The 14955-nt window shown below is 69.7% G+C and carries 11 protein-coding genes and 1 pseudogene; 7 read left to right on the plus strand and 5 right to left on the minus strand.

Features of this window, described 5'->3' with window-relative positions; translation table 11 throughout:
* Positions 1-15 precede the first annotated feature (15 nt).
* The 5 genes and pseudogenes from HW837_RS11035 (at position 16) to HW837_RS11055 (ending at position 6591) form a co-directional block, all read left to right on the plus strand.
* A complete protein-coding gene (locus HW837_RS11035; RefSeq protein ID WP_193381265.1) occupies positions 16-1272 on the plus strand; it encodes an MFS transporter in 1257 nt (418 codons plus the stop codon).
* Between the two features lie 67 nt (positions 1273-1339).
* A pseudogene (locus HW837_RS11040) lies at positions 1340-2117 on the plus strand (glucose 1-dehydrogenase).
* Positions 2118-2348: 231 nt separating this feature from the next.
* Positions 2349-3116, plus strand: coding sequence for an SDR family NAD(P)-dependent oxidoreductase (locus HW837_RS11045; RefSeq protein WP_045561171.1), 768 nt, complete (start codon positions 2349-2351; stop codon positions 3114-3116).
* 142 nt (positions 3117-3258) lie between these two features.
* On the plus strand, positions 3259-4209 hold the full coding sequence (locus tag HW837_RS11050) for an alpha/beta hydrolase (RefSeq protein WP_093790477.1): 951 nt from the start codon (positions 3259-3261) through the stop codon (positions 4207-4209).
* 234 nt (positions 4210-4443) lie between these two features.
* Complete coding sequence (locus HW837_RS11055; RefSeq protein ID WP_093790476.1) at positions 4444-6591, plus strand: alpha-galactosidase; 2148 nt, start codon at positions 4444-4446, stop codon at positions 6589-6591.
* 922 nt (positions 6592-7513) lie between these two features.
* Here HW837_RS11055 and HW837_RS11060 read toward each other — a convergent pair.
* Positions 7514-8842 carry a class I SAM-dependent RNA methyltransferase gene (locus HW837_RS11060; RefSeq protein ID WP_045561054.1) on the minus strand — a complete coding sequence of 443 codons (1329 nt, stop codon included), beginning with the start codon at positions 8840-8842 and terminating at the stop codon, positions 7514-7516.
* A gap of 110 nt (positions 8843-8952) precedes the next feature.
* Entirely contained in the window at positions 8953-11049 is a 2097-nt protein-coding gene (locus HW837_RS11065) for an APC family permease (protein WP_045561055.1), read from the minus strand.
* Between the two features lie 516 nt (positions 11050-11565).
* Here HW837_RS11065 and HW837_RS11070 point away from each other — a divergent pair.
* Complete coding sequence (locus tag HW837_RS11070) at positions 11566-12237, plus strand: potassium channel family protein (protein WP_045561056.1); 672 nt, start codon at positions 11566-11568, stop codon at positions 12235-12237.
* Positions 12237-12914 carry a potassium channel family protein gene (locus HW837_RS11075; protein ID WP_045561057.1) on the plus strand — a complete coding sequence of 226 codons (678 nt, stop codon included), beginning with the start codon at positions 12237-12239 and terminating at the stop codon, positions 12912-12914. Before HW837_RS11070 ends, HW837_RS11075 begins: the two co-directional genes overlap by 1 nt.
* A 79-nt stretch (positions 12915-12993) precedes the next feature.
* On the opposite strand, the gene HW837_RS11080 is transcribed toward HW837_RS11075, so the two are convergent.
* From HW837_RS11080 to HW837_RS11090, 3 genes are all read right to left on the minus strand, one after another.
* Positions 12994-13752: a DUF3159 domain-containing protein gene (locus HW837_RS11080; RefSeq protein WP_045561058.1), complete on the minus strand. Its 759-nt coding sequence runs from the start codon at positions 13750-13752 to the stop codon at positions 12994-12996.
* Between the two features lie 3 nt (positions 13753-13755).
* On the minus strand, positions 13756-14154 hold the full coding sequence (locus HW837_RS11085) for an OB-fold nucleic acid binding domain-containing protein (protein WP_078853766.1): 399 nt from the start codon (positions 14152-14154) through the stop codon (positions 13756-13758).
* 116 nt (positions 14155-14270) lie between these two features.
* The gene (locus HW837_RS11090; protein ID WP_060886564.1) at positions 14271-14954 is read right to left on the minus strand and encodes a response regulator; all 684 of its coding nucleotides are present in this window, start codon (positions 14952-14954) and stop codon (positions 14271-14273) included.
* Position 14955 lies beyond the last annotated feature (1 nt).

A 14955-nucleotide genomic window follows, 5' to 3' on the forward strand; every position in this document is an offset into this window, starting at 1 on the left:
GGAGAGTCCACCCGTATGCCTTCCACATCCGGGACCACCCCCGGCAAGCTCCCCTTCGTCGTCTGGGTGCTCGCAGCCGGTACGTTCCTGATGGGCACCACTGAGTTCGTCATCGCCGGACTGCTGCCCGAACTGTCCACCGGCCTCGGTGTGAGCACCTCACAGGCCGGGCTGCTGATCACTGCCTTCGCCGTCGGCATGATCATCGGGGCGCCGACCATGGCCCTGGCCACCCTGCGCCTTCCCCAGCGCCAGACGCTGATCCTGGCCCTGTCCGTCTTCAGCCTCGGCCACGTGGTGGCGGCCCTGAGCACATCCTTCACCGTCGTCCTCGCCGCCCGCGTCGTCACCGCGCTGGCCACCGGAGCGTTCTGGTCCGTCGGCTTTGTCGTCGCCACCACCGCCGCAGGCCCGCAGAGGGCCACCCGCGCGACCGGTGTCATGATCGGCGGGCTGACCCTGGCCAACGTCGTCGGCGTCCCGATCGGCTCCTTCGCCGGCCAGTTCGTCGGCTGGCGCGGCCCGTTCTGGGCCCTGGCCGGCCTCTCGGCGCTTGCCGCCGTCTTCATCGGCCACTTCATCCCCACCCACGAACAGCGCGCGACCGTCTCGATGCGCGCCGAGTTCGGCGCCCTGCGCCAGGGCCGGCTGTGGCTGGCGCTGAGCGCAGCCGTGTTCATCATGGGCGGTGTCCTGGCGACCTACAGCTATGTCACCCCGCTGCTGACCGACCAGGCCGGGATCCCGGCGGGCGCCGTCCCGTTCGTCCTCATCGCTTTCGGCGTCGGCGCCCTGGGCGGCACCACCACGGGTGGCCGTCTGGGTGAGCACCGTCCGATGGCCACCACCATCACCGCCGCCGCAGCCACCGCCCTGGTCCTGTTTCTGATGATCCCGCTGTCCACCAACGCGGTCACGGCCACCATCCTGGTGTTCCTCATGGGCCTGACCGGATTCACGGTGAACCCCGTCGTCACCTCGCTGGCCATGTGCTTCGCCGGCGACGCCCCCACCCTCACGTCCGCGCTGACCACCTCCGCCTTCAACATCGGCGTGGCCGGCGGCTCCTTCATCGCGGGTGCGGCCCTGGACTCCTCCCTCGGTCTGACCGGTCCGCCCCTGGTCGGCACGGTCATCGCCGTACTCACCCTGCTCCCACTCATCGCCCTCGCCGTCCGCGGCACCTCCGGCAGGACCCGCATCGTGGCCCAGCGCACTGCCCCCGCCCACGCGCGCAATGACGAACCCGTGCAGACACCGTCGCATCACTGAGTCCGGTCGGCAGGCAACTGCCACGAGCCGACGCGAACTTTCCACCGCACCGACGAGAGGATCCGCGATGAGCTCCCACGACAAGACCTTCACCGGCAAGGTGGCCTTCGTGACCGGAGCCGCGTCCGGCATCGGCCGCGCCACCGCCCTCGGCTTCTCCCGCGCGGGAGACCCGCGTCGCGCTCGCCGACCTGTCCACGCAGGGACTCGAAGAGACCGCACGGCTCATCAAGGAAGAGGGCGGACAGGCCCTGGCTTTGACCTGTGACGTCACCAACGAAGACCAGGTGACGTCCGCCCTGGACGACACCGTCCGAGCCTTCGGCCGCCTCGATGCCGCCTTCAACAACGCCGGGATCGAGCAGCCGGTGAAACCCACCGTCGACGTCACCAAGGACGAATGGGACCGCGTCCTCGGCGTCAGTCTCACCGGAACGTTCCTCTGCATGAAGCACCAGATCCTGCTGATGCAACAGCAGCAGGCCGGCGCCATCGTCAATGCCTCGTCGGGCGCAGGCGTCAAGGGCTTCAAGGGCTTCAAGGGACAGGCGGCCTATACCGCGGCCAAGCACGGCGTCATCGGCCTGACCCGTTCGGCCGCCCTGGACTACGCGGCCTCGGGCATCCGCATCAACGCCGTCTGCCCCGGCATCATCGACACCACGATGATCGAACGCTTCGCCGAGAGCACCCCCGGAGGCCGCGAAGCCCTCATCGCGGACGAGCCGATCGGGCGACTGGGCACACCGGAGGAGATCGCCGCCGCCGTCCTCTGGCTCTGCTCGGACGCCGCCTCCTTCGCCATCGGCCACGCCCTGGTCGTCGACGGCGGCCAAACCGTCTGAAGACGGCTGCGCCACCCGGCCTCCCGCTCCACAGGAAGAGACGGATCGCGGCCCGTCACACCTCCCCAGACACCCGACGGGCCGGCACAAGCGCAGTCCTCTCACTGACCGCGGCTCCGCCGCTGCACGGCCACCGACGCGGCCCGGCGCACAGAGCAAACGCCCGAACCTCGCCACAACCCCATGGGCGAAGACCGGGCCACCGAACAGCCCACGATGGGAGAGCACGAGATGAACCCCACCTACGACTTCACCGGCCAGGTCGCCCTCGTCACCGGAGCCAGCTCTGGCATGGGCCTGGCGACCGCCCGCGCCTTCGCCGAATCCGGCGCCGCCGTCGCCCTCACCGACATCGACGAAGCCGCCCTCAACTCCGCCGCGAAAGATCTCACCGACGCCGGCCGCCAAGTCCTGGCCCTCACCTGCGACGTCAGCGACGAGAACCAGGTTGCCGCCGCGGTCGACCGCACCGTCGAGACCTTCGGCCGCCTCGACCTGGCCTACAACAACGCCGGCATCCAGATCCCGCCCAGCGACGCCGCCGAGGAACCCGCCGAACGCTTCGACCGCGTCAACGCCATCAACCTCCGCGGCGTGTGGGCCTCCATGAAACACGAGCTGCGGCACATGCGGGCCCAGGGCAGCGGAGCCATCGTCAACTGCTCCTCCCTCGGCGGCCTGGTCGGTCTCCCCGGCCGCGCCTCCTACCACGCCTCCAAACACGGCGTGATCGGCCTGACCACCAGCGCCGCCCTCGAATACGCCCCGCGCGGCATCCGCATCAACGCCGTCTGCCCGGGAACTATCGACACTCCCATGGTCAGCGACATGATCGCCAAGGGGGAACTCGACCGCGCCGACGCCGAGGCCAACCAGCCCACCAACCGGCTCGGCACCGCCGAGGAGATCGCCCAGGCCGTCCTGTGGCTGTGCAGCCCCGGAGCCGGCTTCGTCGTCGGCGTCGCCCTGCCCGTCGACGGCGGCTACGTCGCCCGATAAGGACGAACCACGAACGGCTCAAGCAGCGGCTGACCGTCCCGGAGACGTACATCGCGCGCACAGCACGCAGCCCGCTCAACCCCGTCGTTCAACGACCGGGACAGCGCCCAGACAGGCAAACACGCAGAAAGAAGGACAGGAAATGTCACCGTCGGACGGCTACATCTTCGAACTCGACAACAACGTCACGCGCACATCGGTGACGTACAAGAACAGGTACGGGATCACCATCGCGGCCGACCTCTATCGGCCGAAGGACTTCGACGAGTCGCAGAAGCACCCGGCGATCGTCATCGGCCCGCCGTACGGCGGCGTCAAGGAGCAGGGGCCTGGGGTGTACGCCCAGGAACTGGCCAAGCGCGGATTTGTCGCTCTGGGGTTCGACCCGTCCTACAACGGCGAGAGCAGCGGTGAGCCCCGGCACATCGCCTCTCCGGAAATCTTCGCCGAGGACTTCAGCGCCGGCGTGGACTTCCTGGGCACGCTGCCCTACGTGGGCCGCGAAAGGATCGGTGCGATCGGCATCTGCGGCAGTGGAGGGTTCGCGCTGAACGCCGCGCAGGTCGACCAGCGGATCAAGGCCGTGGCGACGGCAGCCATGTACGACATCAGCGGCGTCACACGCGGCGGGTGGCAGGACACCATGAGCGACGAGGAGCGCCAGGCAGGGCTCAGCAAGCTCGCGGAGCAGCGCTGGAGTGACGTCGACACGGGTGAGCCCGCGCTCACGCCGATCTTCCCCGACGAGATCCCGGACGGCCTGGACCCGGTGACCAGCGAATTCTTCGAGTTCTATGTCACCGATCGTGGTCGGCATCCTCGCTCGATCGGCGGGTTCACCGTCACCAGTGGAATGTCCCACATCAACTACGGGGCGCTGCGCCACCTTCCGGACATCACTCCGCGACCGATCCTCCTCATCACCGGTGAGCACGCTCATTCCCGCTACTTCAGCGACACCGTCCACGAGCAGGCGACCGGCCCCAGGGAGCTGGTGGTGGTTCCCGGGGCGCGACACATCGACCTCTACGACCGCACCGATCTGATTCCGTTCGACGAGCTGGAGGAGTTCTTCACCAAGAACCTCGCCTGATCACCGAACCGCGGGGATCGCCGCAGGTTTCGGCCGTCAGGCATCGCCGACGGGCCGGACCAACGCTGTCGGCACGGCGACGGCCGCACCCCCTCGTACCACTGTGCTCGCGCTGGTGCCTGCCACCCAACTCGACGACTACGACCATTTGTCGCTCGGTGACGAGACCGGGAGGGGCGGCGAATCCGCACGAAATGAAGCCCCGAAATGAGATTGCCGAAAGAGAGTCCGTCCATGACGACCCCTGTCGCAGCCGAAAGACTTATCCATCTCCGGGCAGCAGACGTGAGCCTGGTACTCGACCTGAGAGGCACCGGCCTGCCCACGGTGCTCCACTGGGGCGCCGATCTCGGCGACCTCACCCAGGACGAGCTGTCGCAGCTGGCCGCAGCCGTCACCATGCCGAACATGCCGGGATTCGACGACGTCGTACCACGGGTCTCGCTGCTGCCCGAGCACGGCACCGGATGGCCCGGGCAGCCCGGTCTGACCGGGCACCGTCAGGGCGCGGACTGGTCACCCCTGTTCACCCTCGACGCGGTGGAGGCCGACGGCCTCTCGGTACGGATCCGGGCCACCGACGAGGCCGCCCGCCTCAGCCTCGTCCTGGAAGCCGGACTCACCCCGTCCGGGCTGGTGCGGATGCGTGCCACCGTACGCAACGACGACACGGTACGGCTGTACACGCTCGACGGGTTGATGCTCGCGCTGCCGGTACCCGACTCCGCCACCGAACTGCTCGACCTCACCGGCCGCTGGTGCCGCGAACGCTCCCCGCAGCGCCACCCGTTCAACGCCGGCACCTGGCTGCGCGAGACCCGCAGCGGGCGCACCGGCCCCGACGCCGCCCTGGTCCTGACGGCCGGCACACCGGGCTTCGGATTCGGCAGCGGCGAGGTGTGGGGCCTGCACCTCGCCTGGAGCGGCAACCACCGGATCCTGGCCGAACGGCTGCCCGCCGGCCGCCCGGCCCTCGCAGCCGGCGAACTGCTCCTGCCGGGCGAGGTCGTCCTCGGCCCCGGCGAGGAGTACACCGGCCCGTGGCTCTACGGCTCCCACAGCGACCGGGGCCTGGACGGCCTGTCCGCCCGCTTCCACGACCACCTCCGCTCCCGCCCCGGCCACCCTCACCGGCCCCGCCCGGTGGTGCTCAACACCTGGGAAGCCGTCTACTTCGACCACGACCTCGACAAGCTCACCCACCTCGCCGACCTCGGCGCGCAGGTCGGCGTGGAGCGCTTCGTCCTGGACGACGGCTGGTTCCGGCACCGCCGCGACGACCGGGCGGGCCTCGGCGACTGGTACGTCGACGAGGCCGTCTGGCCCGGGGGCCTGCGCCCACTGATCGACCATGTCCGCGCGCTCGGGATGGAGTTCGGCCTGTGGGTCGAACCCGAGATGGTCAACCCTGACTCCGACCTGGCCCGCGCCCACCCCGAGTGGATCCTGGCCACCGGCGGCCGCACCCCTGCCGACCGTCGCTCCCAGCAGGTGCTGGACCTCACTCACCCCGAGGCGTACGCGTACATCCGTGAGCGACTCGACGACCTGCTCACCGAGTACGAGATCGCCTATCTCAAGTGGGATCACAACCGCGAGCTCGTCGACGCGGGCCACTCACCGGACGGTGAGCCCGCCGTCCACGCCCAGACCCTCGCCGTCTACGCCCTGCTCGACGAACTTCGCGCGCGCCACCCGGGCATGGAGATCGAATCCTGCGCCAGCGGAGGCGGGCGCGTCGACCTCGCCATCCTGGAACGCACCGACCGCGTCTGGGCCAGCGACTGCAACGACGCCCTGGAACGCCAGTCGATCAACCGCTGGACCCAGCTGCTCCTGCCGCCCGAACTCGTCGGCTCCCACATCGGCGCCGCCCGCTCCCACACCACCGGCCGCACCCACGACCTGGCCTTCCGGGCCGGCACCGCTCTCTTCGGTCACCTCGGCATCGAATGGGACCTCACCCGCGCAAGCGAGAGCGAACGAGCCGAACTCGCCCGCTGGGTCGCGCTCCACAAGCAACTCCGTGGCCTGCTGCACACCGGCCGCGTGGTCCGCGTCGACCACCCCGACCCGGCCCTGTGGGCCCACGGCGTCATCTCCCACGACCGCACCGAAGCCGTCTTCGCCCTCACCTCGGTAGCTACCCCGGTCACCGCCCACCCCGGCACTCTGCGGCTGCCCGGCCTCGACCCGAACACCACGTACCACCTGCGCCCGCTGCCCCCAGGCGACCAAGCCCCCGGCATGGAACGCGGAACCCCCGCCTGGTGCAACAAGGACGGCATCACCCTGCCCGGCAGCGTCCTGGAACACGTCGGCATCCAGATCCCCACCCTCCACCCCGAACAGCTCATCCTGCTCCAGCTCACGAGCCGCTGAGCCTCCGCCACCTGGCTCGAAGCCGGCGGTCTGCCCGCCGGTGAGCACCCCCGCCGAAAAACGCCGCGAAGTACCAGGCGAACCGACCCGCACGGCGCAGGGCTGCGTCGCTGTTGCCGCCCCTGCGCCGTGCGGGCAGTCCGCCAGGGGTAACCGGAGGCAGTCCCAAGTGTGCGTCGCACAGTGTCGTGAGCGGGTGTCGAAGTCGGCGGGACGCCGCGTCCGCAGGGCCATGGGCTGCGAGGTGGTCGTCGGTGTGTTCGTCGTGGGGTAGGCCGACGGCGTCGAAGTCATTCACGACGTGGACGAGCGCACGAGTTTCGCCGTGCCATGAGCAGCCGATCTGCCTCCAACCACGGGCGGCCGACTAGAGCTCCTTACCAGAGAGTCCCACCCGGTCAACGACGACAGGGCCCTCGTCGGTGAGGCCAGCCGGACGGCAACGGCCGACCCCGACCTTCCTGTACCGAGACCTTGTGAGGCGATCCTTGGGCCACCAACTACCGGAGCCCTGTGCACGTTTCGACTTCCCACATAGAGCCGAAAGGGTGGCTAGGGGCCGTGGGAGTTCGCCGGGACACTTCTGGGACTTCCGGCTGCAGCGACGGGTACGAGCGTGAAACAGCCGAAAGGCCATTCACACAGGTCAGCGACCCGCGACCGCCCGTCGCGGCAGGTCACGGCCCTGACTGGTCCCTTCCGGGACAAGTGGCCATCAGCAATCAGCAGCTCCGCGTAGAGCGTCGTCCGTCCTCGGCGCCTCATCGAAATACGCCACCCTTACAGGGCCTGACCTGCCCAACAGGTCACCTGACACCTCATCAGGACGAGCGTCAAATGAGCGTCACGAGCGTCATTTCAGCGTCAAGATATCGCCCGTAACGCCCACACCGCACATAATGCGCACGCGCAAAATCCCAGGTCAGGAGCCCTTTGCGGCCGGTTCAAGGATGGCGACACACTCCACGTGATGAGTCATCGGAAACAGGTCGAACGCCCGCAGCATCCGCACCCGGTACCCGCCCTCACGGAAGTACCCCAGGTCCCGGGCCAGCGCCGCCGGGTCGCAGGCCACATAGGCGATGCGGCGGGCGCGCAGGGACGACAGGTGCTGGACCGTCTTCCGGCCCGCGCCGGCGCGCGGCGGGTCCAGGACGATGAGGTCGACCTCTTCGATGCCCGTGCGCGGCAGCACCGCCTCGACCTTGCCCTGTTCGATCCGTACCCGGTCGAAGTCGGCGAGGTTGTGCCGCGCGTCCTCGACCGCGCGCTTGCCGGACTCGATGCCGAGCACCGCGCCCTTGTCGCCGACGCGGTCGGCGAGGGCGCCCGCGAACAGCCCGACGCCGCAGTAGAGGTCCAGCGCCATGTCGCCCTTGCGCGGCAGCAGACCCTGCATCACGGCCTTGACCAGCGTGTCGGCGGCCTTCGGGTGCACCTGCCAGAACCCGCCGCTGCCCACCCGGTACGTACGGTCGTCCGCGCGCTCCCGGACGAAGGGGCGCCCGTGGACGCGGTGCACGCCCCCGTCCTTCTCCTCGACCCGCATCACCGACACCGGCTTGTCCAGTTCCACGAGCGGCAGCCGCGCGCCCGGCCGGGGCTCCAGGATGACCTGACGGTCCTGCGAACCCGTCGCCGCGATCGCGTCGACGGACGCCATGCCCGTCCAGTCGCGCTTCTCGATGCCCAGCTCGGACACCCCCGGCGCCGCGATCATGCAGTGGTCGATCGGCTCGACCTCGTGCGAGCGGTGCTTGCGCAGCCCCGCCCTCCCCGACTCGTCCACCGCGTACTGCACCCGCGTCCGCCACCCCGGGACCTCGCCCGCCGGCAGCTTGTCGCCCTCGGCCGGCATCACGGTGCCGTCCCAGCCCGCCTCCTCGGGGGTGAGACCCGCGAGGCGCTGGAGCTGTTCGGCGATGACCTCGCCCTTGAAACGGCGCTGGGCGCCCGGCTTGGCGTGCTGCCAGTCGCAGCCGCCGCAGCGGCCGGGGCCGGCGTAGGGGCAGGGGGCCTCGACGCGGTCCTTGGAGGCCGACAGGACCGAGACCGCGTCCGCCCGCAGGAAGCGCGCGCCCTCCTCGCCCTCGGTCACCCGGGCCACGACCCGCTCGCCGGGCAGCGCGTGCCGGACGAAGAGGACCTGTCCCTCGGACGTACGGGCGATGCAGTGGCCGCCGTGGGCGACGGGGCCCACCTCGACCTCGTACTCCTCCCCCACCAGCGATTTCTTCGGTTCTGCCTGCATGGTGGGGTGACTCCAGGAGATGAGGAACGCGACAACGGCCGGACAACAGCCCACCAGTCTACGTGGGTGCGGTCCGGCCGTTGACCACGAACGTCGGTCTCGTGCGAGCGTCAGCTCTCGTCGGCCGACGAACCCGCCGACGAACCGGCCGACGGCTTGGCCGACTTCGCCGCCGACTCCTTGGGCCGCTCGTGCGCCGGACCACGCCGCACCGAGCCCGGCGCGCTCCACTCCTGCCGCTTGCGCGCCCGGCGCTTGGCGACCTCGGAGGACTCCAGCTGGTAGGGCACGGAGGTCACCATGACCCCCGGCGTGAAGAGCAGCCGGCCCTTGAGCCGGAGCGCGCTCTGGTTGTGCAGCAGGTGCTCGTACCAGTGGCCCACCACGTACTCGGGGATGATCACCGACACCGCGTCGCGCGGGGACTCCTTGCGCAGCCCCTTGACGTACTCGATGACCGGCCGGGTGACCTCGCGGTACGGCGAGTCCAGGACCTTCAGCGGGACGTCGATGCCGCGCCGCGTCCACTCCTCCTGGAGCGCCTTGGTCTCCACCGGGTCGACGTTGACGCTGAGGGCCTCCAGCGTGTGGGAGCGCATCAGCTTGGCGTAGGCGAGGGCGCGCAGGGTGGGCCGGTGGATCCGGGAGATCAGAACCACGGAGTGGACCCGCGACGGCCGTACGACGTCGTCGCTCGGCCCCTCCGGCGCGGCGATCTCCGCCGCGACCCGGTCGTAGTGCTTACGGATGGCCGTCATCGTCGCGTAGAAGATCACCATGCCGAGCAGGGCGACCCAGGCGCCGTGCGTGAACTTGGTGCCCAGGACGACGATCAGCACCAGGCCCGTGAAGAAGGCGCCGAAGGCGTTGATCGCGCGGGAGCGAACCATGTGGCGCCGCTTGGCCTGGTCCTTCTCCGTCCGCAGGTGCCGGTTCCAGTGCCGGACCATGCCGGTCTGGCTGAGCGTGAAGGAGACGAACACACCCACGATGTAGAGCTGGATGAGGCGCGTGGAGTCGGCGCCGTAGATCCACACCAGGAGGACGGCGGCACCCGCGAGGAGCACGATGCCGTTGGAGAAGGCGAGGCGGTCGCCTCGGGTGTGCAGCTGGCGCGGGAGGTAGCGGTCCTGGGCGAGGATCGAGCCGAGCAGCGGGAAGCCGTTGTAGGCGGTGTTGGCGGCCAGGAACAGGACCAGCGCGGTGGCGGCGGCCAGGACGACGAAGAGGAAGGTGCCGTCACCGAAGACGGCCGCCGCGACCTGGGAGATCACCGGGTTCTGGACGTAGGAGTCGCCGACCGGGGTGCCGTCGCGCACCAGGTCGACCGCAGGGTTCTCGGCCATGTGCACATCGGTGGCCATGGCGAGGCCGATGATGCCGCAGAACATCGTGACGGCGAGCAGACCCATCGCGGCGAGCGTGCTGGCCGCGTTCTTCGACTTGGGCTTGCGGAAGGCGGGGACGCCGTTGGAGATCGCCTCGACGCCGGTGAGGGCGGCGCAGCCGGAGGAGAAGGCCCGCAGCAGCAGGAAGACCAGCGCGAACCCGGCCAGCCCCTGGTGCTCGGGCTTGATCTCCAGGTCGGCGGTCGGCGCCCGCATGGTGTCGTCGAGGACCAGGCCCCGGAACGCGCCCCACGCGATCATCAGGAAGACGCCGACGACGAAGACGTACGTCGGGATCGCGAAGAGCTTCCCGGACTCCTTCACCCCGCGCAGGTTCATCAGCGTGAGCAGCACGATGATGCCGATCGCGCACAGCACCTTGTGCTCGACGAAGAAGGGGATGGCCGAACCGAGGTTCTCCACGCCCGAGGAGATCGACACGGCGACGGTGAGGACGTAGTCGACGAGGAGCGCGCTGGCGACGGTGAGGCCGGCCTTGGGGCCGAGGTTGGTGTTCGCCACCTCGTAGTCGCCGCCGCCGCTCGGGTATGCGTGCACGTTCTGCCGGTAGGACGCCACCACGGTGAACATCAGCACGACGACCGCGACGGCGATCCAGGGGCTGAAGTGGTAGGCCGACACGCCCGCGATGGAGAGGACCAGCAGCACCTCGCCGGGGGCGTACGCCACGGAGGAGAGCGGGTCGGAGGCGAAGACGGGGAGTGCGATGCGCTTCGGCAGGAGCGTTTCGCCCAGCCGGTCGCTGCGCAGAGCGCGCCCGATCAGAATCCGTTTGGGCACGTCGGTCAGTTTGGACACGCAGAGGATCGTAAGCGCCCCGACTGGTTCTGGGCACATCCGGGTGAAATCCCGGCGGGCCCCGGGGTGAAATCGGTCAGCCGACGACTGCGAAGTGCGTCACGTCACGCATCCTCCGGTGTGATGGGCTGCGTCCTCACGTCTATATGACGAATCCCGATGACGCATCCCGATGACGAGTCCCGTCGATCCCGTGCTCGTGCCGCGTGTACGCCGGGCCCCCGACGGAACCCGTGACGTTCTTGCCCTCTCACCCCTCTCACCCCACTCACTCCCCTGGAGGCCCCATGCAGGCCGCGACCGCTGAGCTGATCGGCGCTCTCGCCTCCCTCGTCGGACTCGGCTTGCTGACGGGGGTCAGCGTCCGCCGGATCAGTCGTCGACGTCCCACGATGTGACCCATGGGTGCACGGGGGTGCCCCCGGCGGACCGCGCGTGTGTAGCTTGGGCGACGGTCTGAGACCCTGTTTTCGACGTTTCGGCTGAACAGTAGCTATTGACACCGGAAGGACGGTCGTGCACATCGTCATCATGGGCTGCGGGCGAGTGGGTTCCACCCTCGCCCAGACCCTGGAGCAACAGGGGCACACGGTCGCCGTGATCGACCGGGACCCCACGGCCTTCCGTCGTCTGGGCTCGGGTTTCGGCGGCCGGCGCGTCACCGGGATCGGCTTCGACCGCGACACCCTGCGGGAAGCGGGCATCGAGGAGGCGGGCGCGTTCGCGGCCGTCTCCAGCGGCGACAACTCCAACATCATCGCCGCCCGGGTCGCCCGCGAGATGTTCGGCATCGAGAACGTGGCGGCACGGATCTACGACCCGCGCCGCGCCGAGGTGTACCAGCGCCTGGGCATTCCGACGGTCGCCACGGTCCGCTGGACAGCCGACCAGATGCTCCGCCGGCTGCTGCCGTCCGGTGCCGAACCGCTGTGGCGCGACCCCACCGGCGGGGTGCAGCTCGCCGAGGTGCACGCCTCGTCGGCCTGGGTGGGCCACAAGATCAGCAAGATGCAGGAGGAGACCGGTGTCCGTGTCGCCTTCCTGACCCGCCTGGGCGAGGCGATCCTGCCGAGCTCGCAGACGGTGCTGCAGGAGGGCGACCTCGTGCACGTGATGATGCGGACGGACGACGTGGAGAAGGTCGAGGCGTCCTTCGCCGAGGGCCCCGACGAGGAGGGCGGTCACTGATGAGGGTCGCCATTGCCGGAGCCGGAGCGGTCGGCCGCTCCATCGCGGGTGAACTGCTGGAGAACGGTCACGAGATCCTCCTCATCGACAAGGCGCCGACCGCCATCTCGGTGGAGCGCGTTCCCCTGGCGGAGTGGCTGCTGGCCGACGCCTGCGAGATCACGTCGCTGGACGAGGCGGCGCTCCAGCGCTGCAACGTCGTCATCGCCGCGACCGGCGACGACAAGGTCAACCTGGTCGTCTCGCTGCTGGCGAAGACGGAGTACGGCGTTCCGCGGGTCGTCGCCCGCGTCAACAACCCCAAGAACGAGTGGCTGTTCAACGAGTCCTGGGGCGTGGACGTGGCCGTGTCGACCCCCCGGCTGATGTCGGCGCTGGTCGAGGAGGCCGTCAGCGTCGGCGACCTGGTCCGGCTGCTGCGCTTCAGCCACGGAGACGCCAACCTGGTCGAGCTGACCCTGCCGCCCGAGTCGGCGCTGGCCGGCACCCAGGTCGGTGAGGTCGAGTGGCCGGAGGACACCTCCCTGGTCACCATCATCCGCGGCACCCGGGTCCTCACCCCGACCGCGGACGACTCCCTGGAGGCGGGCGACGAGCTCCTCTTCGTGGCCGCCCAGGCCCGCGAGGAGCAGCTGGAGGACCTGCTGTCGGTCCGCCGCGAGGACGCGACGAGCTGACGCGGGGACGGTACGACGACGAAGGGGCGCCCCGCCGATGCGGGGCGCCCCTTCGTGTCACGTACTGGGGTGCGTGTGCCTACTCGCCCGCCCGGGCGGCGGCCTTCCGCTCCTCCTCCGCGCGCTCCTCCGCCTCCATCTCCGCGAACACGTCGATCGGGGCCGGCGCCTTGGCCAGGAAGATCCAGGTCAGCCAGACGGCGAGCAGGAACGGCGGGATCTTCAGGGCGATGAGGACCCAGCCCAGCTGTGTGGTGTCGGCCCACCAGTAGAGCGGGAAGAGGATCGCGCACTTGCCGAGCAGGATCGCGCCCCAGGCGTAACTCGCCTTCGCGTACGCCTTCTTGCGTCCGGGGTTGCGGGTCCGCCAGGACAGGTTCTCCTTGAAGACCGGGCCGAGCATCAGACCGATCAGCGGCACACCGGCCAGCGTGGTGATGATGTACGCGAGCCCGAGGCCCAGCGTGTACAGCATGCCCGGCAGATAGAAGTCCTTGGCGTTGCCCGTCATCATCGCGAAGACCACACCGAAGGCGACCCCGAAGACACCGCTGAAGGCGTGCTTGACGGTGTCCTTCATGACCAGCCGCACCACGACCAGCAGGACGGAGACGCCGAGGGCCGCGAGGGCCGCGGAGTGCAGGTCCTTGTTGATCGTGAAGATGGAGACGAAGAGCAGGCCCGGGAGCACGGTCTCGACCATGCCGCGTACGCCGCCGAACGCCTCGAACAGCGCGGCCTCGGTCACCGCCCTGGAGTCGTGCGAGCCGTCCTCTTCGCCCTGGGCGTCCTGGACGCCACGCTGGGCGTCTTCCGTCGGCTTGTCGAGCGACGTCACCGGCTACTCCCGTCCGAGCGGTCTGAGTTCGTACTTCGGATTGAACAGCACCCTACGGCCCCGGCTCATCGAGATCCGGCCGGACGCGATCAGCTTGCGCCCCGGCTCTATGCCGACGATGGAGCGTCTGCCCAGCCACACCACGTCCAGGGCGGCCGAACCGTCGAACAGCTCTGCCTCCAGGGCCGGGACTCCGGCCCGGGGGCGCAGCGTGACCGTGCGCAAGGTACCAGTAACGGTCACTATCTGTCGGTCGTGGCAGTCACATATACGCGTGCAGCCCGCGGTCACGGCGTCCTCGCGCAGCTCCTCCGACTCCAGGTCCGTCTGGGAGGAGGAGAGCCGGTCGAGCATGCGCCGGAACCGGCCCGCCGGCTTCTCGGAACGAGGAACAGCACTCATGACAAAAAGCGTACCGGGGCCCGCCGACAGTCAGGCACCCCCGTACCCGGGCACCCCCGTACCCGAGCCCGCGCGCACGGGCCGCACCGCCACGCCCGCGCGCACCTCCGGGCGTCTCACTTCTCGAAGCGGTACCCCATCCCCGCCTCGGTGATGAAGTGCCTGGGCCGTGACGGGTCGCCCTCCAGCTTGCGCCGCAGCTGGGCCATGTAGACCCGCAGGTAGTTGGTCTCCGTCCCGTACGACGGCCCCCACACCTCCTGGAGCAGCTGCTTCTGGCTGACCAGGCGCCCGGTGTTGCGGACCAGCACCTCCAGGAGGTGCCACTCGGTGGGGGTCAGCCGGACGTCCCTGCCGTCCCGGTTCACCTTCTTCGCGGCCAGGTCGACGGTGAAGTCGTCCGTCTCCACGATGACGTCGCCCTCCTCGCCGCCCACGGGTTCCGCGCGACGGACGGCGGCCCGCAGCCGGGCGAGCAGCTCGTCCATGCCGAAGGGCTTGGTGACGTAGTCGTCGGCGCCCGCGTCCAGGGCCTCGACCTTCTCGTCGGAGGTGTGCCGGGCGGAGAGCACGATGATCGGCACCCGGGTCCAGCCGCGCAGTCCCCTGATCACCTCGACGCCGTCCATGTCGGGCAGCCCGAGGTCGAGGACGACGACGTCGGGGTGCCGGGCGGCGGCGAGGGCGAGCGCGCTCGCCCCGTCGTGGGCCGCGTCGGCCTCGTACTTGCGTGCCTTCAGATTGATCACGAGCGCGCGCACGATCTGCGGCTCGTCGTCGACCACGAGCACCCTGGTCATG

The organism is Streptomyces caniscabiei, from assembly GCF_014930365.1.
Taxonomy (GTDB): domain Bacteria; phylum Actinomycetota; class Actinomycetes; order Streptomycetales; family Streptomycetaceae; genus Streptomyces; species Streptomyces caniscabiei.

Excerpts from the sequence above, each read along its gene's own strand:
- HW837_RS11035 (WP_193381265.1), top strand. The coding sequence starts at position 16 with ATGCCTTCCACATCCGGGACCACCCCCGGCAAGCTCCCCTTCGTCGTC.
- HW837_RS11045 (WP_045561171.1), top strand. The coding sequence starts at position 2,349 with ATGAACCCCACCTACGACTTCACCGGCCAGGTCGCCCTCGTCACCGGA.
- HW837_RS11050 (WP_093790477.1), top strand. The coding sequence starts at position 3,259 with ATGTCACCGTCGGACGGCTACATCTTCGAACTCGACAACAACGTCACG.
- HW837_RS11055 (WP_093790476.1), top strand. The coding sequence starts at position 4,444 with ATGACGACCCCTGTCGCAGCCGAAAGACTTATCCATCTCCGGGCAGCA.
- HW837_RS11060 (WP_045561054.1), bottom strand. The coding sequence starts at position 8,842 with ATGCAGGCAGAACCGAAGAAATCGCTGGTGGGGGAGGAGTACGAGGTC.
- HW837_RS11075 (WP_045561057.1), top strand. The coding sequence starts at position 12,237 with ATGAGGGTCGCCATTGCCGGAGCCGGAGCGGTCGGCCGCTCCATCGCG.
- HW837_RS11085 (WP_078853766.1), bottom strand. The coding sequence starts at position 14,154 with ATGAGTGCTGTTCCTCGTTCCGAGAAGCCGGCGGGCCGGTTCCGGCGC.
- HW837_RS11090 (WP_060886564.1), bottom strand. The coding sequence starts at position 14,954 with ATGACCAGGGTGCTCGTGGTCGACGACGAGCCGCAGATCGTGCGCGCG.